Origin of the sequence: Bacillus sp. FSL L8-0528, assembly GCF_038593085.1 — a bacterium.
GTDB lineage: Bacteria > Bacillota > Bacilli > Bacillales > Bacillaceae > Bacillus > Bacillus paralicheniformis.
This window is the reverse complement of the sequence record NZ_CP151961.1, coordinates 2,266,622-2,288,880: the sequence shown is the minus strand read 5'-3', so window position 1 is coordinate 2,288,880 and position 22,259 is coordinate 2,266,622. Positions and strand designations below refer to the sequence as shown.

Sequence of the window (22,259 nt, the reverse complement as noted above, 5' to 3'; positions counted from 1 at the left end):
AGGGACGGTCATGTCCATTTACGATATCAGCGTCAAGACGATTAAAGGCGAGGACACGACACTGCGGCCGTATAAAGGCAAAGTGCTTCTCATCGTCAACACGGCCTCAAAGTGCGGATTTACACCTCAATATGAACAGCTTCAAGACTTGTATGAAACATATAAAGACCGAGGGCTTGAGATTCTGGGCTTTCCCAGCAACCAATTCATGAATCAGGAGCCTGGCGATGAAAAAAGCATTGAAGAATTTTGCAGCGTAAACTACGGTGTCACGTTTCCTATGTTTTCGAAGGTGAATGTAAAAGGAGATCAAATCCATCCACTGTTCCGCCACTTGACGAACAAGGCGAAGGGCATGCTTGGAACAAAAGCGGTCAAATGGAATTTCACAAAATTTCTCGTCGATCAAACTGGCGAAAACGTTGAGCGTTTTTCACCGCAAACCAATCCAAAGGAGATGGAGGAGGCCATTCAGAAATGGCTCGGCTGAATCAGGAACAAACAGAACAGATCCGCTTGATGTCCGAATGGGTAAGAAAAAAGCTCGCAGCCGAAGGCACAGGACATGACTGGCTGCATATCGAAAGGGTTCGGAACGTAAGCCTTCAGATTGCAAAAGAAGAGGGTGCAGACCTGTTTATGACCGAAGCTTGCGCCCTTCTCCACGATGTGATTGATGTAAAGCTTGCCGATGAACACCGGGTTCCGCTTCAGGAGCTGAAAAGGCGCCTGTCAGAAGACTGGAAGGTCGATCCGGAAACAGTTGACGGGATTCTCGCCATCATCACAAGAATTTCCTTCAGAGACAGAGAAAAATATAAAGATGAACCCCTTTCAAAAGAAGGTATGGCCGTTCAGGATGCCGATCGGCTTGATGCGATCGGCGCTGTCGGGATCGCCAGGGCTTTGATGTATGCGGGGGCAAAGGGCCATCTCCTCTATGGGAGCGCCAATGCCCCTACTGCTGTCGGCCACTTTTACGAGAAGCTTCTCCTTTTAAAAGATTTGATGAATACAAAGACGGGACGGATGCTCGCGGAAAAAAGGCATCAGCTGATGCTTGACTTTCTCGGCGAACTGGAAAATGAATGCGCCTTCTCCATAGAAAGCCGCCTTGATAGATCAGGGCCGGGGGTTATGGTAGAATAAGACCGGATCTTTTAACAGAGGGGGACAATGATGAAAATTAAATCGATAGAACCGACACCGAGCCCGAATACAATGAAGGTGATTTTGACCGAAGAACTGCCGGGCGGAAAAAGCAATAATTATAAAAAGGACCATGCGGAAGGCGCGCCTCCCGTCATCCAAGAGGTTTTAAACATAGACGGAGTAAAAGGCGTCTACCATGTGGCCGATTTTATCGCTGTCGAGCGCAATGCGAGATTTGACTGGAAAGACATCCTCCCTGCTGTGCGCGCTGCCTTCGGAATGGACGAAGCCGAAGAGGCGGGGGCCCGTTCCGAAGAAAAGGAATCGTTCGGTGAGGTTAAAGTCTTCGTGCAAATGTTCAGCGGGATACCGATGCAGGTGAAATTGACCGACGGCGAGCGCGAGGAGCGCTTCGGCCTTCCGGAACGTTTCCAGGAAGCGATCTTGAAGCTTAAAACCGCGTCTTCCAACGTCGTGCTCGAACGGTCATGGAAAGAGCAAGGCGTCAGATTTGGCGATTTTTCAGAAATCGGCCGTGAAGTAACGGAAGAGCTTGAGGCGGCTTACGATGAGGAGCGCCTGCGGAAGCTGACGGAATCAGCCGCATCAAGCGATGCTGAGGATAAACGCGCGGCTGTGCAGCGAAAGTCTTACCGGGTAACGCTTGAAATGATGGATGAGGAAGATTGGCAAAAACGTTATGCCCATCTAGAACAAATGGACCCGGATGAAAAGGACATTCCAGTACTCGAAAAAGCACTCAAGGATCCGAAAACATCGATCAGAAGGCTTGCTGTCGTTTATTTGGGCATGATCGAAACGCCTGCGGTGCTTCCTCTTTTATATCAAGCGCTCGAAGACAAAACGATCACGGTCAGAAGAACAGCCGGTGATTGTCTGTCAGACATCGGAAACCCGGAAGCGATTCCGGCAATGATCAAAGCGCTCAAGGACCCGAGCAAGCTTGTGCGCTGGAGAGCCGCCATGTTTCTGTACGAAGTCGGCGATGAGAGCGCGCTTCCCGCTTTAAAAGAAGCTGAAAACGATCCCGAATTTGAAGTCAGCCTTCAAGTCAAAATGGCGATCGAACGGATCGAATACGGTGAAGAAGCGAAAGGCTCCGTATGGAAGCAAATGACGGAAAGCCGCAAAAAAGACGGCTGACAAGGACGCTGGAAACAGCGTCTTTTTTGATGCCTTAAGCTCTTCGTTCCGAAGCGGCGATCCATCCGGGAATTTTGAAAAAAGTCACGCATCTTGTTATAAAATATCACTTTTTCTATAAAAATATTTCGAATATTGTTGAAAAACACGCTGAAAATATATATAGTAGTTAGCAATCATATGGAATGTGGAGGTTCTGATTCATGGGGAATGATTTACAGATGAAGATCAAAACAGCCGTCATCTTGCGGATCAGTCCGGCAAGCGGTTAACAGACAGTTTTTTAAAACTGAATATTCAGAAAATATAGAATGTAAATACGAAGATATTTAGGAGGATCACGATGACAGGTTTACGCAGTGACATGATTACAAAAGGGATCGACAGAGCGCCGCACCGCAGTTTGCTGCGCGCGGCAGGAGTAAAAGAAGAGGACTTCGGCAAACCGTTTATTGCCGTATGTAACTCATATATCGATATCGTACCGGGTCATGTCCATTTGCAGGAGTTCGGAAAAATCGTCAAAGAGGCGATCAGAGAGGCCGGCGGTGTTCCGTTTGAATTTAATACAATCGGGGTCGACGACGGAATTGCGATGGGGCACATCGGAATGAGATATTCTCTTCCGAGCCGCGAAATCATCGCCGATTCAGTGGAAACGGTTGTATCAGCGCACTGGTTTGACGGAATGGTATGTATTCCAAATTGCGATAAAATCACGCCGGGCATGATCATGGCAGCAATGCGGATCAATATTCCGACCGTGTTTGTCAGCGGGGGACCGATGGAAGCGGGAAGAACGAGCGACGGACGGAAAATCTCGCTTTCCTCTGTATTTGAAGGCGTTGGCGCTTATCAATCAGGCAAGATCGATGAGAAAGGGCTTGAGGAGCTTGAACAGTTTGGCTGTCCGACATGCGGATCATGCTCGGGCATGTTCACGGCCAACTCGATGAACTGCCTTTCTGAAGCTCTTGGCATCGCTATGCCGGGTAACGGCACCATTTTGGCGACATCGCCCGACCGAAGGGAATTTGCCAAACAGTCGGCCCGCCAGCTGATGGAGCTGATCAAGTCGGATATCAAACCGCGCGACATCGTGACCGAAAAAGCGATCGACAATGCGTTCGCTTTAGACATGGCGCTCGGCGGATCAACGAATACGATCCTCCATACGCTTGCGATCGCCAATGAAGCGGGGGTAGACTACTCGCTTGAACGGATCAATGAGGTAGCGGCAAGGGTTCCGCATTTATCAAAGCTTGCGCCGGCTTCCGATGTGTTTATTGAAGATTTGCATGAAGCTGGAGGCGTATCAGCAGTCTTAAACGAGCTGTCGAAAAAAGAAGGCGCGCTTCACTTGGATACGCTGACCGTAACGGGAAAAACGCTTGGCGAAAATATTGCCGGGCGCGAAGTGACGGATTACGAGGTCATTCATCCGATCGATCAGCCGTTTTCAGAGCAAGGCGGACTCGCCGTCCTGTTCGGCAACCTGGCGCCTGACGGAGCGATCATTAAAACCGGCGGCGTCCAAGACGGGATTACCCGTCATGAAGGACCTGCGGTTGTCTTTGACTCGCAGGAAGAAGCGCTTGACGGTATCATCAACCGTAAAGTAAAAGCGGGAGATGTCGTGATCATCCGCTATGAAGGTCCTAAAGGCGGACCGGGAATGCCTGAAATGCTTGCACCGACTTCGCAGATCGTCGGAATGGGCCTCGGTCCGAAAGTCGCCTTAATTACTGACGGCCGCTTTTCCGGAGCCTCCCGCGGTCTTTCGATCGGCCACGTTTCGCCAGAAGCAGCCGAAGGCGGCCCGCTTGCTTTCGTAGAAAACGGCGACCATATCATTGTCGATATCGAAAAGCGGATTTTAAACATCGAAATCTCAGATGAAGAATGGGAAAAAAGAAAAGCAAACTGGCCCGGATTTGAACCGAAAGTGAAAACAGGCTATCTCGCCCGGTATTCAAAGCTGGTGACATCTGCCAATACCGGAGGCATTATGAAAATCTAGCGGTTTTTTCGCTCGGTGTTTGAAATTCAGCCCCCGCTGTAGTATCCTTGACATCAGTAGTCAAGGTTTATAGAGGGGGCTTTTTAATATGTCAACAGCTTATGAAGAATACATGCGCCAGCTCGTTCTTCCGATGCGTCAGGAATTGGTGCAGGCCGGCTTTAAAGAGTTATCGACTGCGGAAGAAGTTGAGACTTTCATGGAAGGTGCAGAAGGCACGACTTTCGTCGTCATCAATTCAGTCTGCGGATGTGCCGCCGGACTGGCGAGACCGGCAGCCGTTCAGGCCGTCTCCGGAAGCGAAAACGGGCCTGACGAGACCGTTACAGTTTTTGCCGGACAGGACCGCGAAGCAACGGCAAAAATGCGGGAATACTTCGAAGGATATGAACCGTCTTCACCTTCAATGGCACTGCTGAAAGGCAAAGAAGTCGTTCATTTCATTCCGCGTGAACAGATTGAAGGCCGTGAAATGACGGAGATTATGAAAAACATTACAGATGCTTTTGAAAAACATTGCTAAAATGCCCTTTGAAGGGCATTTTTTACGGAGAAAAACATGATTGTCACAACAAGCTACAGACCGACTGAAAGCACGGTTTTAACGGCGGAAAAAATCAGCCGGACGCTCGGCGCCCGCTTTTCCGAACGGAGAAAACGGCCGATTCGCCAGATCCGGCAAACAGAGCAGGATGATGTTCTCGTGGTTGGAAAAGAGCGCTTTGAGCTGTATCATTCAGAGGGTGAAAAGTTCTTTTTCCATCCGAACTCTGCAATGTTCCGGGCGAAGCGCATGTTAAGGGGCGAACCGGACCCTTTTGTCGAAGCTGCACAAGTTGAACCGGGAGACAAGCTGCTCGATTGTACGCTCGGTCTTGGATCAGACGCGATCATTGCGAGCCTTGCCGCAGGCGAACTAGGCGAGGTGTGCGGAATTGAAAAAAGCCCGCTCCTCGCTTTTCTTGTCGAGGCGGGGCTTCAATCGTGGGAGACCGGCCTTGACGCTTTGGATCAGGCGATGAAAAGGATTCGGGTTCATTCCGGCGACAGCATTGATTACTTGCTGGAACTTGATGATGATTCAGCAGATATCGTCTACTTTGACCCGATGTTTGATGTTGGAATCAAAGAATCAGACGGCATCGCCCCTTTAAGAAAGTGGGCGCATTCCGAATTTACGCTTGACGGTGCTTTACATGAAGCCCTTCGGGTCGCCAGAAAAAGAGTGGTCCTGAAAGACCACTGGAAGAGTCCGCGCTTTGAAAAATACGGATTTTCCGTAAAAAAACGAAAAACAGCCCTGTTTCATTACGGTGTCCTCGAAAGATGAAATCCCAAGGTATACACCTTGGGATTTTTTAATCTGCGATTTCCATGACGATAAAATAAGCGAGGGTAATCAATGAAGCGGCTATAAAAAGACCTTCAACCATGAACGATCACTCCCAGTTTTGGAATTTTCATCTTTGATTGTAAACGTTTTATCGGCAAAAGAAAAGGCGTTTTGTTTTTCTGCACTGCCACTTTATGAATGACTGAAAATTCAACCTATGATAGAATAAGAGAAAACGAGAAAGCGATCAGAAGGGGACTAATCAGTCATGAAGATGTGGATGAGAAAAGCGCTTGTCGCATTATTTACAATTGCAACGTTCGGCCTTGTATCTCCTCCTGCTGCATTAATGGCGGACAAGCCGCAGGAGCATCAGAGCGTGAAAGAATCCGGGTATACAGCTGTTTATCAAAAGCAGGAAGAGCCCGAACTTGAAGAAGACAGCGAATCCAGATCTTCATTTAACACTTACAAGGACGAACTGCTCAATGAAGCGGAAGATCTGTCATTCGTAAAATTCGGCAGCAGGATATCGCCGGTCATTGAAGACGAGTACAGGGAAGAAGTGCTTCCAAAGGTCGAGGAGATCATCGTCAGCCATCTCATGACAATGCAGGACAATGACGCTTACCAGGATCTCGTCATTTCCAAAACGCCGACGGCGGGGAAGTCGGAAAGAATTTTCCACGTTTACAACCGGAAAACGGGGGAAGATGTGCTGAGATTCCATGTGCGCAGGGACAAGCCGCCGCATAAAGGGTACTGGTTTAACTTTCATTATCATACTGCCGAAGACGGCTTTCAAAAACATCACGATCTCGGAAGCATTTACTGGGACCGCAATACACCGCCTAACTGGATGAGCCACTAAAGGAGATTGATGCAGATGAAGAAGTATACGATGAATGAAATGGTGCACATAACGAAAAATATGCTGAATGAGCGCGGGGTTACGATTGAGGATATCGCGCTGATCGTACAAAAGCTGCAGGAAAAATACCATCCTGATCTGTCGCTTGAAGTATGCATTGAGAATGTCGAAAAGGTCTTAAACAAAAGGGAAATCGTTCATGCCGTGTTAACGGGGATAGCGCTTGACCAGCTTGCCGAGAAAAAGCTATTGCCTGAACCGCTTCAATATTTGGTCGAAACGGATGAACCCCTTTACGGAATCGACGAGATTATTCCGCTTTCCATCGTAAACGTCTACGGTTCGATCGGCTTGACGAACTTCGGCTATCTGGATAAAGAAAAGTTCGGCATCATTAAAGAACTGGACGACTGTCCGGACGATGAGGTTCACACGTTCCTTGATGATATCGTCGCTGCCTTGGCGGCAGCTGCTGCAAGCCGAATTGCCCATTCGCATCAGGATCTTGAGGATGAAGTGCAGGAAGAGAGAACAGACGGACAGAGCGTTGCGAATAGCCGCTGAAAGATCCGGCCGTCCCCGCCATCAGGCGGGGACTTTTTTATGCCGCATATTTTAAACCTTTTCTCGAAAAATATCTTGTTTTCGAAAGGTTAAACAAGATACACTACAAAAGGATGAAAAAAATGAAACATCATGCGGATATATGCCGTCATATGTTAGAGAACCGGAATTGAACAAAACGGGGAATGACACCAATGCATTCGGGCGGCCTGATCAGAATGAAAACCTCGAAGAAAGAAAGGTTTCCTCTCATCACAGCTTTAACCTCCATCTACATGCATCATGTTCACAGATGATCACACAAAGAGATGAGCATCATCCGGCTTTATTTCGCTACAAACATCATAAGGGGGCTTTAAATTAATGATTTCATTGATTACCGCCATGGACAGAAACCGCCTGATCGGCAAAGATAATGATCTGCCATGGCATCTGCCGCAGGATTTGAAGTATTTTAAAGAGGTGACGAAAGGACACGCCGTAATCATGGGGAGAAAGACGTTTGAATCCATCGGCAGACCTTTGCCTCACCGGGAGAACATCATCGTTACATCCAATAAAGAACTGGATATCCCGAATTGTCAGGTGATGCACTCGGCAGAAGAAGCGGTGCGGTTTGCGAAAAACAAAAATGAAGAATGTTTTGTCATCGGCGGTTCAACACTGTACGCGGAGATTCTGCCTTTTGCGGACAAGCTGTATGTGACAAAAATCGATGAAACCTTTGAAGGGGACCGGTATTTCCCTGAATTCAGCGAAGCCGAATGGGAAATCGTTTCGAGGCGGAAAGGCCTGAAAGATGACAAAAATCCTTATGACTACGAATTCCTCGTTTATCAAAGAAAAGGATAGAGGAGAGGGTTTTTCATGTTTCGCTATTGTTTTTTATGGGTTTATTCAGCCTATATGTTCATCAAGCATATCAAGCTCCTGCAGGCGCTGCAGACACTTGACCCGCGCCTTTCGTATGCCAATCAGATGGAAGCTGTCTTTGATAAGCCGAAAGCTTTTTTGCGGGGGTGCATCGGCTTAACCGGTTCGACCGTTTCCATCCATCAGAACGGAAGATCCCCGGCGGGGCCCGTCCTTTACGTGCATCCAAAGCTCGGCCTGTCAGAGCTCGCCGTGCTGCTCGGACACCTTGATAAAACGGCTTCGTTTTTTGCTGATCCGCGCGCCTTTCGTTATCCGCTGCTCAGCGGCTGGCTCAATAAAATGGCCGCGGTCAAAAAAAGCGCCGACAAGGAAGCATCACTTGAAAAAGTGGAAGAGATCATCAGGAAAGGCCAAAGCTTTATTCTGTCTGAAGATGACGGGCTCGATTACAAATCTTTATCCAAAAGGCTCGGCATTCCGATCGTTGCAGTCGAAACAGCCGGTACGGAAGACATGAAGAAAGGCAAGTTGTTCAAGAGGCTGAGGCCTGCTGATATCGACTTGACGATCCACCAGGCTTACGTCCTGACCGAAAACAAACAGCTTCAGGCATAAAAAAACCAGGCTCCCGTAAAGGAAGCCTGGTTTTCGCCGTTTATGATACAAACGGCACCTTTGCCACGTAGAAAAGTACGCAGAAAAACATGGAGGCGCTGCCGCCGAGTACGAAAGTGTGCCAAATCGCATGATGATACGGGATCTTTCTCCATAAATAAAAGATCGTTCCGACGGAATACAATATTCCCCCTAAGAGCAGCAGGGCGAATCCTTCTCCGGTCAAGGCCGTATAAAGCGGCTTGATCGCAATGATCGCCATCCAGCCCATCACGAGATACACCAGCGTGCTGACCACGATAAACCGTTTCACAAAAAAAATTTTAAATACAACTCCGCCAATCGCAAGCCCCCAGACAACCGCAAGCATTGTATAGCCGAGCGCGCCTTTCAAAGGTCCGAGGAGCAGCGGTGTGTATGTACCCGCAATCAGTACATAGATGGCTGAGTGATCGATGATCTCAAGAATATCTTTCGTTTTTTTGTGCTGAATGCTGTGCAGAAGGGTCGAACTTAAATACAGGAACAGCATGGAAGCGCCGAAAATCGAAAAGCTGACAACATCCACCGGACTTCCGTAGCGGATCGCAAATATCACCAAAAATACGATGGCGGGTATGGAGAGGAGAACGCCGAGTCCATGGGTTATTGCATTCGCAATTTCTTCTTTAATCGTGTACATACCAAGTCACCCTTTCTAATCTTGAATAATGTGATGCTTTAAAGAGCTTAAAAAGCGGAGGCCTTCAAGCGTGATTTTTGTCCCGGCTCTTCCGCGGCCCTTTGTAATAAACTCTCTTTTTTCCAAATAATCCAATCTGCTGCGCACTTGCTGGGGGGTAAGCTCCGACTTGCCGTTTTTGCTCAGTTCAGACAGAACCCTGCGGCTGGCAGGCTCTCCTTTTTCATTTAATTGTTTGACTGCATCGAGCAAAAACGCAAACTCCTCTTTTTCCATTAAAGTCAGTGATGTTGAAGCCGTTTTTTTGTCTTTTGGCTTCTTCTTTTCGATTTGTTCTCTTAACGCCGGCGGAGTGTCGTAAAGCTGAATCGTTTTCCCGTCTGAGACGGTTTTCATATAATCCGTCATGTTTTTGAGTTCTCTGACGTTCCCCTCAAACTCATGCTGCTCTAAAGCCTTCCAAACGACCGGTTCGACATATATGTCATGATCCCCGCTTTTTACAAAATGATGCACGAGAAGGGGGATGTCGCTTCGCCGTTCAGCAAGGGGGGGAAGCGGAAGGTCGAGCACATTGAGCCTGTAGTACAAATCCTTGCGGAATTCGCTGCTTTCAATCCGTTCACCGAGCGGCACGCTTGAGGTGGCGATCAGTCTTTTTGCCATCCCTTTTTCAATGGCTGCCAAAAGCTTGCCCTGGAGAGGCAAGGAAAGCCCCCACACTTCGTCGAGAAACAAGGTTCCGGATTCATTCATCTCTGAAAGAAAAAAGTCTTCAGCCGCTTCATCTTCATTCAGCGTGCTGCAGCTTACGTGTGTAAAGGGATCATGCTTGAAAGATGATCCGGAATGAATGGCTTTGGCGAACAGCTCTTTACCTGTGCCTGTTTCTCCATGAATCAGAATCGGATGGGAAGAGGCTGCAAATTGTATCGCTCTGTTTTTCGTTTGCAAAAAGGAATCGCATTCCCCGATCAGCTCGGAGAACCCTACGGACGGATACGTGTGTTTAATCATGGCGGATCTCCTTTTGGTTCTAATTGGTTCTATTATAACACCCAATTAGAACAAATAAAGAGTTTTTTGAAAAAAAGTGTATTTGGCTGCACATTAACAATCGAAAAGAACTCCGTATATATCGAGAAAGTGTATAATATTCTGTAAATAACAAAGAATTGCCCTTTAAATTTTGAATATTCATGATATAATGGCGTATTAAATAAAGCTTTATACAGAAAGGATCTTATACATGAAACCGTTGCTTAAAGAAAACTCTCTCATCCAAGTCAAAGACATTTTAAAAGCCCATCAAAATGTAAAAGATGTTGTCATTCATACCCCCCTCCAAAAAAATGAGAGGCTCTCTGAGAGGTACGATTGCAACGTATATTTAAAAAGAGAAGATCTGCAGGTTGTCCGCTCTTTTAAACTGAGAGGCGCCTATTATAAAATGAAGCAGCTTTCAAAAGAAACGACGAAAAACGGGGTCGTCTGCGCCAGTGCAGGAAACCATGCGCAGGGGGTCGCTTTTTCCTGTAAACATCTCGGTATTCACGGAAAGATTTTTATGCCGTCGACGACTCCGAGGCAAAAAATTTCTCAAGTCGAATTGTTCGGCAAGGAATACGTCGAGATCATCCTGACAGGCGACACGTTCGATGATGCATATCAAAGCGCAGTCGCATGCTGCGAGGAAGAAAAACGGGCATTTATCCACCCGTTTGACGATCCTGCCGTCATGGCCGGCCAGGGAACGGTTGCGGTCGAAATCTTAAACGATATCGAAACAGAACCCCATTATTTATTCGCAAGCGTAGGCGGAGGCGGCCTGCTTTCAGGAGTGGGAACCTACATGAAAAACGTATCCCCGGATACAAAGCTGATCGCGGTTGAGCCCAAAGGCGCGCCGGCTCTATTTGAGTCAAACAAAAAAGGCGAAGTCGTCACCCTCGAGAAAATCGATAAATTTGTAGACGGAGCCGCCGTGCAGAAAATCGGCGAAGAGACATTTAAAACGCTTGAAACCGTTGTAGATGATATTTTGCTCGTTCCCGAAGGCAAGGTATGCACCGCGATTCTTGAGCTGTACAACCAATGCGCGATTGTCGCCGAGCCTGCGGGAGCGCTGCCGATCGCCGCTTTAGACCTTTACAGGGATGAAATTAAAGGGAAAAATGTCGTATGCATTGTGAGCGGAGGAAACAACGATATCGGCAGAATGCAGGAAATCAAAGACAGATCAATGATGTATGAAGGACTCCAGCATTATTTCATCGTGAACTTCCCGCAAAGGGCGGGAGCTTTGCGCGAATTTTTAGATGAAGTGCTCGGGCCGACCGATGATATCACCCGGTTTGAATATACGAAGAAAAATAATAAAAGCAGCGGCCCTGCGCTCGTCGGCATCGAATTGAAGCAGCGCGAAGACTATGAGCCGCTGATTGCGAGAATGGACCGTAAAGGCTTCCGCTATGTCGAAGTGAATAAAGATGAAGGGCTCTTTCATTTGCTGATTTAAGAAATTTTTTTGAAAACACGCATAAATCACAGACAACGGCTCCTGAGATTATGTATAATAAAGAAAATATCTCATAAATGAGGATTGATAGCTTGTTACTTAAAAGCCTGGAGTTCAAACGTTCGGATGGACAGAAGGTGAAGGTGACGGAAATACCCGTGCTGAAGGAGGACGACCCGCATTTTTTTATGGCCAGTCTGAGGCTCGAAATCTTTTTAAAGACGCTCTATTGTTCAAAGCGGAAAAAAAATGTCTACTCCTTTAGGGACTACTTAAAGAGAGCATTGAAATGGCAGGATTACCTCGCCATTTATCAACAGGAAGAATTGAAGCATAATGCATAAGAATTGATTGCATTCTTTGCCGGCCCATGAAGACAGCCAAATCCGCTTTGAAAAGGGCGGAAGACGGCATTCGGCCGGCAAAGAATTTTTCATGCCGATTTGGCCTCACTAGGAAATTCACCATTTGAACCGACAGGATGTGAAGGGAATTGACAAGCATTAAAATTGTAACGGACTCAACAGCTGACTTGAGCGAAGAACTGCTCAGAGAATATCATATTTCCGTTCTCCCGCTCTCGATATCAATCGACGGCATTGTTTACAGAGACAGGTTCGATATTCAGCCGGACGAATTTATTGAGAAAATGGAGAGCGCCGCAGAACTCCCGAAAAGTTCACAGCCGCCTTTAGGCGCTTTTATCGAACTGTACGAAGAGCTGACCGCTGACGGAAGCGAAGTGATCAGCATCCATCTCTCAAGCCAATTGAGCGGGACATACCAGACGGCTGTAAGCGCTTCAAACATGGTCGACGGGAACATTACGGTGATTGATTCCATGTATATTTCAAAAGGCCTCGGCTTTCAGGTCTTGCGGGCCGCCTTGCTGGCCGAAGAGGGAATGACGGCCGAAGCGATTGTAAATGACCTGGAGAACTTGCGCGACCGGACATCCCTCTACGTGACAATTGATCATTTTGATAACTTGATCAAAGGCGGCCGCATCGGGAAAGGAAAAGCGCTGATCGGCTCATTGCTCAAGGTTAAGCCGATCGCGAGGCTCGAGAACGGAATCTATACGCCTGAAAAAAATGTCCGGAGCAGCAGTCAGCTTATCCGTTATTTAACTGGTCAATTTCTTTCCGCGGTGAAGGGAAGGACGGTGCAGGCGATCGGAATCGCCCATGCCGATGCACTCGACCTTGCCCATAGGCTGAAAGACTCTTTGCTTGAACATATCCCGGGAATCGATATTGATATTTCATACACAACGCCGATTATCTCGGTTCATACCGGAAAAGGAGCGATCGGTTTTACCTTTTACACCGATTGAAAAAGGGGATGGAAGGATTGAAAAACGTTTTTGGCATTGTCCTTGCAGGTATACTCACAGTGTTTCTTTCGTCCTGCGGAACTAGCAAGATTGAAAATTCTTTAAACTATGACGTACAATCTTTTTCTTTTCAAAATCAAGACGGGAAAACGGTGTCTCTTGAAAGTTTAAAAGGCCAGGTGTGGGTGGCCGACTTTATATTTACGAACTGTAAAACGATCTGTCCGCCGATGACTTCACATATGGCTGAACTGCAAAAACAAATGGAAGAGGAAAACCTGCAGGCCCGCATCGTCTCATTCAGCGTTGACCCCGAAAATGATACGCCTGAAAAATTGAAGAAATTTGCGGCCAACTATCCGCTCAATTTTCAAAACTGGGATTTTTTAACCGGATACTCGCAGGAGGAAATCGAAAAATTTGCGCTGAAAAGCTTTAAAGCAATCGTGAAAAAACCTGAAGATGAGGATCAGGTGATTCACCAATCGTCATTTTATCTAGTCGATCAAAACGGCAAAGTCGTCAAGGATTATGACGGTGCAAAAGATACGCCGTACGATGAAATCATCGCCGATATTAAGACGCTGGAAAACCGTTGATAAAAACGGGCGGCCTGCCGCTAAAAGCCTGCTTCCTGACCACCGGAAAACAGGCTTTTTTTAACACCTGTCAAATCATTTTCAAAAGAATCAAAACATGGTACACTTTTTTTTAGGTTATCTAGAAGGAAGGGGCATCATTTTTGAACATACGGTTTATAACAGTCATGATGGCCCTCGTCTGTCTGCTTTCAGCCTGTACGGAATGGAATGCGGGCGTTGAAAAAACATCGGTCTCCCCTAAGCGCGATATCGTGATTGCAGCAGTGGGCGATTCTCTGACAGAGGGGGTAGGCGATCAAGAAAAGAAAGGCTATGTCGGCATGGTGGCCGACGAGCTTGAAAGCCGGAGAGATGTGAAGTCCGTAACGGTCAAAAATTATGCCGTTAAAGGCTCCCGGACCGATCAGCTGCTTGAAAGATTAAAAGAAAAAGAAGTACAAGAGGGCCTGAAAGATGCAGACTACATTTTATTTACAATCGGGGGCAACGACCTGATGAAAGTCGTCCGCCAAAACTTCGCGCACTTAACGCTCACACCTTTCCGCGTTGAACAAAAACTGTTTGAAAAGCGGTTTTCGAATATTTTAGCGGAAATCAGAGAGCAAAACGCCAGCGCTGAATTGATTTATGTCAGCATGTATAATCCATTTAAGTTTACGCTGTCTGAACTGAGGGAAATTGACCAAGTCGTAGACGAATGGAATGAAGGCGCAGAAAAAAGCCTGAAAAAGGTCTCCAATACGAAAATGGCGGATATTGCTGATATTTTTGAGGAATACAGCGATGAAAAGAAGATTGCAAAAGATGAGTTTCATCCTAATCAATACGGGTATTCTTTAATAGCGAAACGCGTTTACGAACAAATTAAAAACGAAGACCCCTCAGCAGAATAAGGTGAAAAAATGAAGAAATGGAAGAGCTTATTTTTAATTTTAGCAGCAGTCAACCTCATCATACTTGCCGGGATTTTCATTCTCGTATTCATGCCCGGCGGTCAAAAGGAACCGTCGCGGCCGACTCCGAGCGAATACCAATTGAACGTGACGAGCACGAAAGAGTCATTGGCCGCATTCATCAACACGTATTTGGAAAAGGAGTCTTCACCGGATCTTGACTATCAAATCGAAATCGATGATGAATTCCACATCGTCGGTGCGATCCGCGCCTTTTCCTCGACAGTCGATGCGAAGGTGTCCTTTCGGCCGACAGTGGAAAAAAACGGAGATGTGGTTCTTGACGTGACGAGATTTTCGATCGGCAAGTTAAATGTTCCGATATCGATGGTGCTGAACTACATGGATCAATTTTATGATCTTCCTGATTTTGTACACGTTCGTTCGGACGCTAAAGAAATTCAAGTCCGTCTGTCAGAGATGCCGCTTAAAAACGGAATGTATGTGAAAGCAAAAGACATTGATTTAGAAAAAGATCAAATCGAATTTGTTTATTATCAGCCTGCACAAACAGATTCATAGATCGTGCAGCGGGATTTACAGGGGTGAACATATGGAACGTATCTACACATATTTCAGCTTGCTGTCTATGTTGTTTTCACTGTACTTCGGCGGCCTCGCCGCCTTCAGTTTCATCGATGAAAACATGGACAAGATGTATTTGAACATCGGGTATTGTGCGTTGTTTTTAAGCATTATGATCTTTACCCTAGATGCAAAAAAACATAAAAAAACTGACCATCACAATCAATAATTGCCGGCAAAATCCTAAAACATGAGACCGTTTTAGGATTTTGTTGTCCATGCTTCAGCAGACTGTAAAAGAGACATCAGGTCTCTTTTTTTTCGCTATGAAGGCGGAGCTTTGGCAGGAAACGGCGCCGCTTTTATTGTGAGAGAAGGGGAGCCGTTGACGAAACCGAGACCATACAAAGTTGCGGATTCCCCGGCGTGAAGCGTGATTTTCGGGACCTTCAGCAGGACCGCTGTTGAACCGGCGGCCTTTAGCTCCATGTCGATTTTCTGTGAACGCACCTGGATGTACCGGGTGACCGTTTGAAAGGGGACACCGGAAAACAGGACAGGTCCGTTTTGCACTGCAAAGTCAAGAGCGGGGGAGTCCGGCGATAAATGGACGCATCGGATGCTGCGGCTTTCCGGATCAGCCGCAGGCTGGTCATACATTCCGACGGAAACGAGCTTTGCGGCTGTGCCTGTAACGGCAACCGTGCAGTACCCGCCGTGGATCAGGTGATACTGTACCGTCAGTATGGGACCGCGCGCCCTGCCTCTTTGGAAAACATCGATTTGAATACGGCCGGCAGGAAACCGGACATAAGAAGATAAATCTGTATAGGAGATGTTTTGAAAAACGGATATTCCGTTTACGAATACGTCGAGATTGTCGGTGTGAGGAGCCGCGTGGAGCAGTCTGATCATCGCTGCTTTTCCGCCGTTTCGAAAATAAAAGGGCGCCTCTGCAGGCGGAAGATGGCAGCAGTTCCACCGAAAACCTTCCGCCATTTGACGGGCATCATGATCTGTAGAGAACATCTTGTCACGCCCCTTTTCATGCTTTCTGACATCATATGAGGCTGCGAAGCCATCGGTCACATCGCGATCAAGACGACAGTTTAAAAGGAGAAAACAATGAAAACGGATTTTACATACGGAAATGTGTTTAAACAGCTGGTCTTTTTTTCTGGCCCGATCATTTTAGCCAATCTTTTGCAGATTTCATTTCAATTCGTTGACAGCTTGTGGGTCGGAAATCTGCTCGGAGCAAAAGCTCTCGGTGCTGCGGCCGTCTCAGGGACGGTTTTCTTTACGGTGCTGTCGTTCGTATTAGGCGTCAACAATGCGGCACTGACGATTCTTGCGCAGCAAAAAGGAAAAGGGGATAAGAAGGGACTTGCTTCATATGTCAACGCGTTTGTCGTTCTGATGACGGCGATGAGCGTATTGCTCGGGGTTATCGGCTATTTTTTCACAGAGCCTCTGCTTTCGCTTCTTCAAACGCCCGGCAATATGATGGATTTGGCTGTAAGCTATTTGAGCATTCATTTTATCGGGATTATATTTTTATTCGGCTATAATTTCATCAGTACAGTGTTAAGGGCGGTCGGTGACAGTCAAACACCTTTGCGTTTCGTCCTCTTGGCCGTCATCCTGAACCTGTTCATGGATCCGCTGTTTATCTCGGTATTCAACCTCGGAATTGCAGGAGCGGCCTATGCAACCGTCATTTCCCAAGGGATTGCTTTCATTTACGGTGTGGTCTATACGGTGAGAAAGCGGCTTGTTCCATTTTCAAAGCCGGCGCTTCCGTCGCTGGAAGAGACGTCCGTCATTTTGAAGCTCGGAGTGCCTGCCGGCTTGCAAATGATGGTGATTTCAGGCGGCTCGATGGCAATTATGAGCGTTGTCAATTCATTTGGAGAACGTGTCGTGTCAGGATTTGGCGCGGTACAGCGGCTTGACAGCCTGCTGATTCTCCCGGCGATGGCCATCGGCACTGCTGTCAACAGTATGGCTGGCCAAACCGTCGGCAGCGGCGATATGGAGCGTACGAAAAAAATCGCTCATTACGGTGTCATTTATGTTCTGCTGTTTATGGCTGCCGTCAGCACCGCGATATTTCTGACAGGCTATCATGCGGTCAGGCTGTTTATTTCGGAAGCCGATTCAGCCGCATTCGGGGAAGAATATTTAAAAACGATCGCTTTTTTCTATCCGTTTATCGGGATTAACTTTGTGTTAAACGGTGTTGTAAGGGCAGCCGGCGCAATGTTTCAAATTTTGGTGCTGAACGTGATTTCTTTTTGGGCTTTGCGTTATCCGTTTACATACTTATTTTCAAAGTGGCTTGGCGAAAACGGCATAGCCCTTGGCATTGGAATGAGCTTTATGCTGAGCAGCCTGACTGCGTTTTTATATTACCGCTACGCGAAGTGGAAGCACCTCGTTTTATTTGAAAAATGAAAGCAAGCCCCGGAAGTGCCTCCCGCCGGGTATCTGAAGCAAAGAAACAAAAATGCTTTTAACGTCTTAATAATTGACGATATATACAATATAAAATGAGTTTGGTGTTGGGGGCTTGTCATGTTTTTAATCGATTTATTTTTGAATTTGTGCATTTTAATAACTTCGCTCTTTATTTACACTCAGCTAAAGTGGAATATTTTTTCCCGAAAAGCTACTAATAAACAACTTGATTGGATTGACGGCGTCATGGGAGGGTTGCTCGGAAATGTGCTCATGTTCTTTTCGATCCAGGCAACCGATGAGACGCTCGTTGATTTGCGTTATGTGCCCGTCATGATTTTGTTTTTATTTACGGGCGCCTTTCCGGCCTTTATTTGTTCTCTGCTGATTATAGGAGGAAGATTTGTTTACGGGGGGAATACATCTTCGATTGCTGCGCTCACAGGAATGATCGTTATATTCATGGGATATTATCTCATCCTCAGGGTCATGGATAAAGACGCTGACACTTATCGAAAGACATTTGCTTTAGTCATTTTTGCCAATGTGGCGATTTCAATTGTGATCTTGATGCTCCTCCATGATTTCCATTTAGTGAAAATTTTAATGATCTGGTTCTGGATTTTATCTACTATCGGCGGATTTACATCAGTATATGTCGTCTCATATTTAAAAAAATCTCATTTTCTGTTAAAAAAGTATGAAGAGGAATCGTCGATTGATTATTTAACGGGATTGAATAATGTCCGCCATTTTGATGCGATATGGAATGCTCATATTTCAAACGCAATGGAGAAGAACGAGAAACTGTCTTTGCTTATGATCGATATCGATTATTTCAAAACGATTAATGATACATACGGACATTCAAACGGAGACGTGATTTTAAAAGAACTGGGAACGATTTTAAAAAAGTCAACGCGTACGGAAGATATCGTATCAAGAAACGGCGGAGAAGAGTTTTCGGTCATATTGCCGAACAGTTCCCATTCGCAGGCTGCAGAGATCGCTGAAAGGATACGCAAGGAAGTGGAGACACACACTTTTTCAATTTCTCATTCTAAAAAGATTCATATTACCGTTTCGATTGGGGTTGCGGCATTTCCGGAGGTCATTCGCAGTACGGACGAGTTGATTGAAAAAGCCGACCAATGTTTGTACAGGGCTAAACACCTTGGGAGAAACCGGGTGTGCACATCACTTTAAGCTGTACGAAAAAGGATAGATGAAACGATGTCCATCTATCCTGTCTTTGTTAGGTGCGTTTATCGAATTCGGCAAGCTTGATAAAAGTCTTTTCATCTTCAATTAATCCGCACGCGCCGCACTGCACTTTTATGGCGGGACCGCTGTACGGCAGGTGAAATGGAGAAAGCTCGTCATCTGAATACGTTTCCATGATCTCCCCTGTTGCCGGATCAATCTTAACGGATGTTGGGGACTGTTCGATTAAGTTGAACCGTGTTCGGTTTGTTTTGCAGTTTGGACAAAGATAAGGAGCTGTCATAAGTCAGTACACCTCTTTTTTGAATTAAGGTGCACAGATTCGGGCCAATTTATGTAAAACCCGGATTAGCGCTGTTCCCTTTTTTTGTCCAATTTGCTGAACAGTTCAATCAGCGTTTTCAGCTCTTCATCACTGAAGCTGCTGAACCGCTTGAAATAATATTCCGTTTTCTTTTCTTCAAAATATCTGATAATTTCTTTTCCCGCGTCTGTCAGATGGATTTTGATGATCCGTCTGTCTTCTTTTGACCGGACTCTCGTGATCCATCCTTTTTCAACCAACGCATCGGTTACAGCTGTGATATGGCTCGCAGAAACGCCTAAAATCGTTGCAAACTCCGTGACTTTCTTCGGACCTTGCTCGCTCAGCAGGCGGAGAATCATGAATTCATTGCGGGACATCTCTTTTTCGAGCAGCTCATTTATTTCATCACGTATCTGTTTAAATACTGTGCGAAGCAGTGCTTCCATATCATACATCATTTGTTCTCTAACTTTCAAAATTTCGCCCCTCCATATAAGTAGCAAATTTCAGCTTTTTTTAAAAAGGAATGACCGAATCAGCATGAATATTATTTTTCATGAACATGATATCACTATGATACCATAATTTTCGTTTTTCAAGTGTATGTTTCAGAAGATTTTTAGTTCATTTGACCATCAATTGAACAACGGCCCATGACAATGATAGATGAATACTGCTGTTTCTTAGAATTTGGTGATAGCAATGACATATTATTGTCATTTTTTCTTTTTAGGCAGCGGCTGATTTTGCGATGAGCGGGAGCAGGCTTAAAAATGAGCATGATGTGGTATAATGATTCCCAGCAAATGTTGAAGAGAAGGAGGCAGAACAGATGGCTGAAAAACGAGAACTCGCCACATTTGCCGGAGGCTGCTTTTGGTGTATGGTCAAGCCTTTTGACGAACAGCCGGGCATTATAAAAGTCGAATCCGGCTATACCGGCGGCCATACGGAAAATCCGACCTATGAAGAGGTTTGCAGCAATACAACGGGACATAGGGAAGCGGTGCAAATCACGTTTGATCCCGATGTCTTTCCATACGAAAAACTGCTGGAACTCTACTGGCAGCAAATCGATCCTACTGACAGCGGAGGACAATTCGCAGACCGCGGCGAGTCTTACCGGACAGCAATTTTTTACCATAATAACAAGCAGCGGAAACTCGCTGAGGAATCGAAGAAAAAGCTTGAAGAAAGCGGCATCTTTAAAGATCCGATCGCGACCGACATTCTGGAAGCCGGGCCATTTTATCCGGCTGAAGAATATCATCAGGATTATCATAAAAAGCATCCTGAACGCTACACACAGTATCGGATCGGAAGCGGCAGAGAAGGATTTTTACAACAGCATTGGGGGCGAAAGCATGACGAACAATAAAGAAGAACGGCTGAAGCAGCTGACCCGGATGCAGTATGAAGTGACGCAGAAAAACGGGACGGAGCCTCCATTTCAAAACGAATACTGGGATCTGCACGAAGACGGAATCTATGTCGACATCGTGTCGGGAAAACCGCTGTTTTCATCGCTTGACAAATTTGACGCACACTGCGGCTGGCCAAGCTTCACAAAACCGGTCGATTCCGGGGAGATCGAAGAAAAACTTGACACTTCACACGGCATGGTTCGGACTGAGGTGAGAAGCAAATCTGCCGATTCCCATCTTGGACACGTGTTCCCGGACGGCCCCGGACCGGACGGCCTGCGCTATTGCATCAATTCAGCAGCCCTCCGTTTTGTGCCGAAGGATGACCTTGAAAAAGAAGGGTACGGCGAATATGTCAAGCTGTTTGAACGTGAAAAATAGGTCTTAAAGGCGCTCAATAAATTATCAAGGATCTGCCCTCTTTGCTCTCACAAAGCAGAGAGGGCTTTTTTATCTCCGAATTTGGAATTGCATACTCCGAGCGAAAAAGTCGAGTAGTTTCTATTGATAAAGTAAAGCGGCATGAAGACTGCCGTGAGGATACCCAGCAAACAATAAAAATTTGAAACTTGTTACGAAAAATCCGTTAACATCCCACGAAATACAAACAAGGAAAAATGTTAATTTAAAGCGGTTTATGAACTTCCATATCATGTGGAAGAAACTCGTCTATGAAAAAACGCAAGAAATCCGGAGAAGAAAGCTGAGAAGAGCCGCATGTTCAGATGATCCTTTCTTTCAAAGAGTCATCTTTTTAGAGGATTTTCTGCTCTGAAAGCGAAAAACATTATGATAGAACATCTTGAGAAAAGAGGCAGCCGTTGTGACATCCATTTCAAACACAGAAGACCGTTATTTAATGCTGACATGCAGCAAAAAAATTGAGCCGCATTATCATCTATACACAGATGACCAGATCCCGCAAATGTTTTCATCTCATTTTCTGCAGCTGCAGGACGAATTTCCGCTGACAGAGCTGTACTCCCTGCTCGTTCGGGTACCCGATATATTAAAACGAAATTATATTCATGTGAAAAGCTCTTTTAACCGCGATCTCCCTTTCACAATGAAAAAGTCGCTCTTTGATCTTGGATACATTCTTGATGAAGAATTGTTTTATTCGATCCGGCTTGCAGATTGGAAAGGAGTTTCCCCTGTGCGGGCAGAATGGGGGACGAAGAAATCGCTCAGTGACGGCTGCCGCATCATGCAGGCTTATGATTCTTTGTCGATCAATGAAGCGTTTGCGAAAGAAAAGCTGCTGCGCAAGTATCCTTTTTACGAGGAAGGCATCATTCAGCTGTGTGTCTGCTATTCGGAAGAAGGAGAACCGATTGGATGTGCCGAACTTTATCTCGATCAGGACGAAAACGTTGCTAAAATCGAGGAAGTCGCCATTTTGGAACCTTACCAGCGAAAAGGCTATGGATCTGGCCTTATCAAGCAGATGCTCGCCGCTGCCAAACAATCGGGCATGGAATCGTGCTATCTTGTGACTTCGGGAAGCGATCAGGTGAAAACGTTTTATGAAAAGCTGGGTTTTCAGCAGGAGGAAAAGCTCACAACGATATTTAAATATTTGTTCGAATAAAGTAGGCAGGTGCACATACCAACTGGGACTTGGCCTGCATAG

Annotated in this window: 27 protein-coding genes; 22 read left to right on the top strand and 5 right to left on the bottom strand. The window is 46.2% G+C overall.

Annotated elements, in window-relative coordinates; translation table 11 throughout:
* Positions 1–10 precede the first annotated feature (10 nt).
* The 10 genes from MHI30_RS11520 to MHI30_RS11475 all read left to right on the top strand — a co-directional run bounded on the left by MHI30_RS11520 (position 11) and on the right by MHI30_RS11475 (position 8,595).
* Complete coding sequence (locus MHI30_RS11520; protein ID WP_075754165.1) at positions 11–490, top strand: glutathione peroxidase; 480 nt, start codon at positions 11–13, stop codon at positions 488–490.
* Positions 478–1,149, top strand: coding sequence for an HD domain-containing protein (locus MHI30_RS11515; protein ID WP_075754167.1), 672 nt, complete (start codon positions 478–480; stop codon positions 1,147–1,149). The genes MHI30_RS11520 and MHI30_RS11515 overlap by 13 nt, the downstream gene beginning before the upstream one ends.
* Before the next feature lie 30 nt (positions 1,150–1,179).
* Positions 1,180–2,316, top strand: coding sequence for a conserved virulence factor C family protein (locus tag MHI30_RS11510; RefSeq protein ID WP_075754169.1), 1,137 nt, complete (start codon positions 1,180–1,182; stop codon positions 2,314–2,316).
* A 343-nt stretch (positions 2,317–2,659) separates the two neighbouring features.
* Entirely contained in the window at positions 2,660–4,336 is a 1,677-nt protein-coding gene (gene ilvD / locus MHI30_RS11505) for a dihydroxy-acid dehydratase (RefSeq protein WP_075754171.1), read from the top strand.
* An 88-nt stretch (positions 4,337–4,424) separates the two neighbouring features.
* On the top strand, positions 4,425–4,859 hold the full coding sequence (locus MHI30_RS11500; RefSeq protein ID WP_065643820.1) for a BrxA/BrxB family bacilliredoxin: 435 nt from the start codon (positions 4,425–4,427) through the stop codon (positions 4,857–4,859).
* 36 nt (positions 4,860–4,895) lie between these two features.
* Positions 4,896–5,666 carry a class I SAM-dependent methyltransferase gene (locus MHI30_RS11495; protein ID WP_075754173.1) on the top strand — a complete coding sequence of 257 codons (771 nt, stop codon included), beginning with the start codon at positions 4,896–4,898 and terminating at the stop codon, positions 5,664–5,666.
* A 271-nt stretch (positions 5,667–5,937) separates the two neighbouring features.
* Complete coding sequence (locus MHI30_RS11490; protein WP_065643822.1) at positions 5,938–6,540, top strand: YpjP family protein; 603 nt, start codon at positions 5,938–5,940, stop codon at positions 6,538–6,540.
* A 15-nt stretch (positions 6,541–6,555) separates the two neighbouring features.
* Positions 6,556–7,104: a phosphatidylglycerophosphatase A gene (locus MHI30_RS11485; protein ID WP_065643823.1), complete on the top strand. Its 549-nt coding sequence runs from the start codon at positions 6,556–6,558 to the stop codon at positions 7,102–7,104.
* Between the two features lie 363 nt (positions 7,105–7,467).
* Positions 7,468–7,956 carry a dihydrofolate reductase gene (locus MHI30_RS11480; RefSeq protein ID WP_075754175.1) on the top strand — a complete coding sequence of 163 codons (489 nt, stop codon included), beginning with the start codon at positions 7,468–7,470 and terminating at the stop codon, positions 7,954–7,956.
* 15 nt (positions 7,957–7,971) lie between these two features.
* Positions 7,972–8,595 carry a hypothetical protein gene (locus tag MHI30_RS11475; protein WP_065643826.1) on the top strand — a complete coding sequence of 208 codons (624 nt, stop codon included), beginning with the start codon at positions 7,972–7,974 and terminating at the stop codon, positions 8,593–8,595.
* A 40-nt stretch (positions 8,596–8,635) separates the two neighbouring features.
* Here MHI30_RS11475 and MHI30_RS11470 read toward each other — a convergent pair whose 3' ends face one another.
* Positions 8,636–9,277, bottom strand: coding sequence for a hemolysin III family protein (locus MHI30_RS11470; RefSeq protein WP_065643827.1), 642 nt, complete (start codon positions 9,275–9,277; stop codon positions 8,636–8,638).
* A gap of 15 nt (positions 9,278–9,292) precedes the next feature.
* Positions 9,293–10,294 carry a sigma 54-interacting transcriptional regulator gene (locus MHI30_RS11465; RefSeq protein WP_075754177.1) on the bottom strand — a complete coding sequence of 334 codons (1,002 nt, stop codon included), beginning with the start codon at positions 10,292–10,294 and terminating at the stop codon, positions 9,293–9,295.
* Positions 10,295–10,526: 232 nt separating this feature from the next.
* Between MHI30_RS11465 and ilvA the strand changes: the two genes are divergently transcribed.
* From ilvA to ypmT, 7 genes are all read left to right on the top strand, one after another.
* Positions 10,527–11,795 carry a threonine ammonia-lyase IlvA gene (gene ilvA / locus MHI30_RS11460; RefSeq protein ID WP_075754179.1) on the top strand — a complete coding sequence of 423 codons (1,269 nt, stop codon included), beginning with the start codon at positions 10,527–10,529 and terminating at the stop codon, positions 11,793–11,795.
* A 92-nt stretch (positions 11,796–11,887) separates the two neighbouring features.
* Positions 11,888–12,139, top strand: coding sequence for a YpmP family protein (locus MHI30_RS11455; protein WP_025811264.1), 252 nt, complete (start codon positions 11,888–11,890; stop codon positions 12,137–12,139).
* A gap of 149 nt (positions 12,140–12,288) precedes the next feature.
* Positions 12,289–13,131, top strand: a complete 843-nt coding sequence (locus MHI30_RS11450; protein ID WP_025811265.1) for a DegV family protein — start codon at positions 12,289–12,291, stop codon at positions 13,129–13,131.
* An 8-nt stretch (positions 13,132–13,139) separates the two neighbouring features.
* Positions 13,140–13,730, top strand: a complete 591-nt coding sequence (locus MHI30_RS11445) for an SCO family protein (protein WP_033155119.1) — start codon at positions 13,140–13,142, stop codon at positions 13,728–13,730.
* Positions 13,731–13,873: 143 nt separating this feature from the next.
* Positions 13,874–14,626: an SGNH/GDSL hydrolase family protein gene (locus tag MHI30_RS11440; RefSeq protein ID WP_025811267.1), complete on the top strand. Its 753-nt coding sequence runs from the start codon at positions 13,874–13,876 to the stop codon at positions 14,624–14,626.
* A 9-nt stretch (positions 14,627–14,635) separates the two neighbouring features.
* Positions 14,636–15,208: a YpmS family protein gene (locus tag MHI30_RS11435; protein WP_075754181.1), complete on the top strand. Its 573-nt coding sequence runs from the start codon at positions 14,636–14,638 to the stop codon at positions 15,206–15,208.
* Positions 15,209–15,239: 31 nt separating this feature from the next.
* A complete protein-coding gene (ypmT, locus tag MHI30_RS11430; RefSeq protein WP_020451868.1) occupies positions 15,240–15,440 on the top strand; it encodes a protein YpmT in 201 nt (66 codons plus the stop codon).
* Between the two features lie 95 nt (positions 15,441–15,535).
* On the opposite strand, the gene MHI30_RS11425 is transcribed toward ypmT, so the two are convergent.
* Complete coding sequence (locus MHI30_RS11425) at positions 15,536–16,240, bottom strand: DUF4397 domain-containing protein (protein ID WP_075754183.1); 705 nt, start codon at positions 16,238–16,240, stop codon at positions 15,536–15,538.
* Between the two features lie 96 nt (positions 16,241–16,336).
* Between MHI30_RS11425 and MHI30_RS11420 the strand changes: the two genes are divergently transcribed.
* The gene (locus MHI30_RS11420; protein WP_075754185.1) at positions 16,337–17,668 is read left to right on the top strand and encodes an MATE family efflux transporter; all 1,332 of its coding nucleotides are present in this window, start codon (positions 16,337–16,339) and stop codon (positions 17,666–17,668) included.
* A 120-nt stretch (positions 17,669–17,788) separates the two neighbouring features.
* Complete coding sequence (locus tag MHI30_RS11415; RefSeq protein ID WP_075754187.1) at positions 17,789–18,877, top strand: diguanylate cyclase; 1,089 nt, start codon at positions 17,789–17,791, stop codon at positions 18,875–18,877.
* A 49-nt stretch (positions 18,878–18,926) separates the two neighbouring features.
* Here the strand turns inward: MHI30_RS11415 and MHI30_RS11410 are convergent, their stop codons facing one another.
* Together MHI30_RS11410 and MHI30_RS11405 are read right to left on the bottom strand one after the other, a co-directional pair.
* Positions 18,927–19,178 carry a hypothetical protein gene (locus tag MHI30_RS11410; protein WP_020451864.1) on the bottom strand — a complete coding sequence of 84 codons (252 nt, stop codon included), beginning with the start codon at positions 19,176–19,178 and terminating at the stop codon, positions 18,927–18,929.
* Between the two features lie 65 nt (positions 19,179–19,243).
* The gene (locus MHI30_RS11405; RefSeq protein WP_020451863.1) at positions 19,244–19,678 is read right to left on the bottom strand and encodes a MarR family transcriptional regulator; all 435 of its coding nucleotides are present in this window, start codon (positions 19,676–19,678) and stop codon (positions 19,244–19,246) included.
* 356 nt (positions 19,679–20,034) lie between these two features.
* Between MHI30_RS11405 and msrA the strand changes: the two genes are divergently transcribed.
* The 3 genes from msrA (at position 20,035) to MHI30_RS11390 (ending at position 22,217) form a co-directional block, all read left to right on the top strand.
* Positions 20,035–20,580 carry a peptide-methionine (S)-S-oxide reductase MsrA gene (gene msrA / locus MHI30_RS11400; RefSeq protein ID WP_065643839.1) on the top strand — a complete coding sequence of 182 codons (546 nt, stop codon included), beginning with the start codon at positions 20,035–20,037 and terminating at the stop codon, positions 20,578–20,580.
* Positions 20,567–21,007, top strand: coding sequence for a peptide-methionine (R)-S-oxide reductase MsrB (msrB, locus tag MHI30_RS11395; RefSeq protein ID WP_075754189.1), 441 nt, complete (start codon positions 20,567–20,569; stop codon positions 21,005–21,007). Before msrA ends, msrB begins: the two co-directional genes overlap by 14 nt.
* 442 nt (positions 21,008–21,449) lie before the next feature.
* The gene (locus MHI30_RS11390; RefSeq protein ID WP_081379925.1) at positions 21,450–22,217 is read left to right on the top strand and encodes a GNAT family N-acetyltransferase; all 768 of its coding nucleotides are present in this window, start codon (positions 21,450–21,452) and stop codon (positions 22,215–22,217) included.
* Positions 22,218–22,259: the final 42 nt, after the last annotated feature.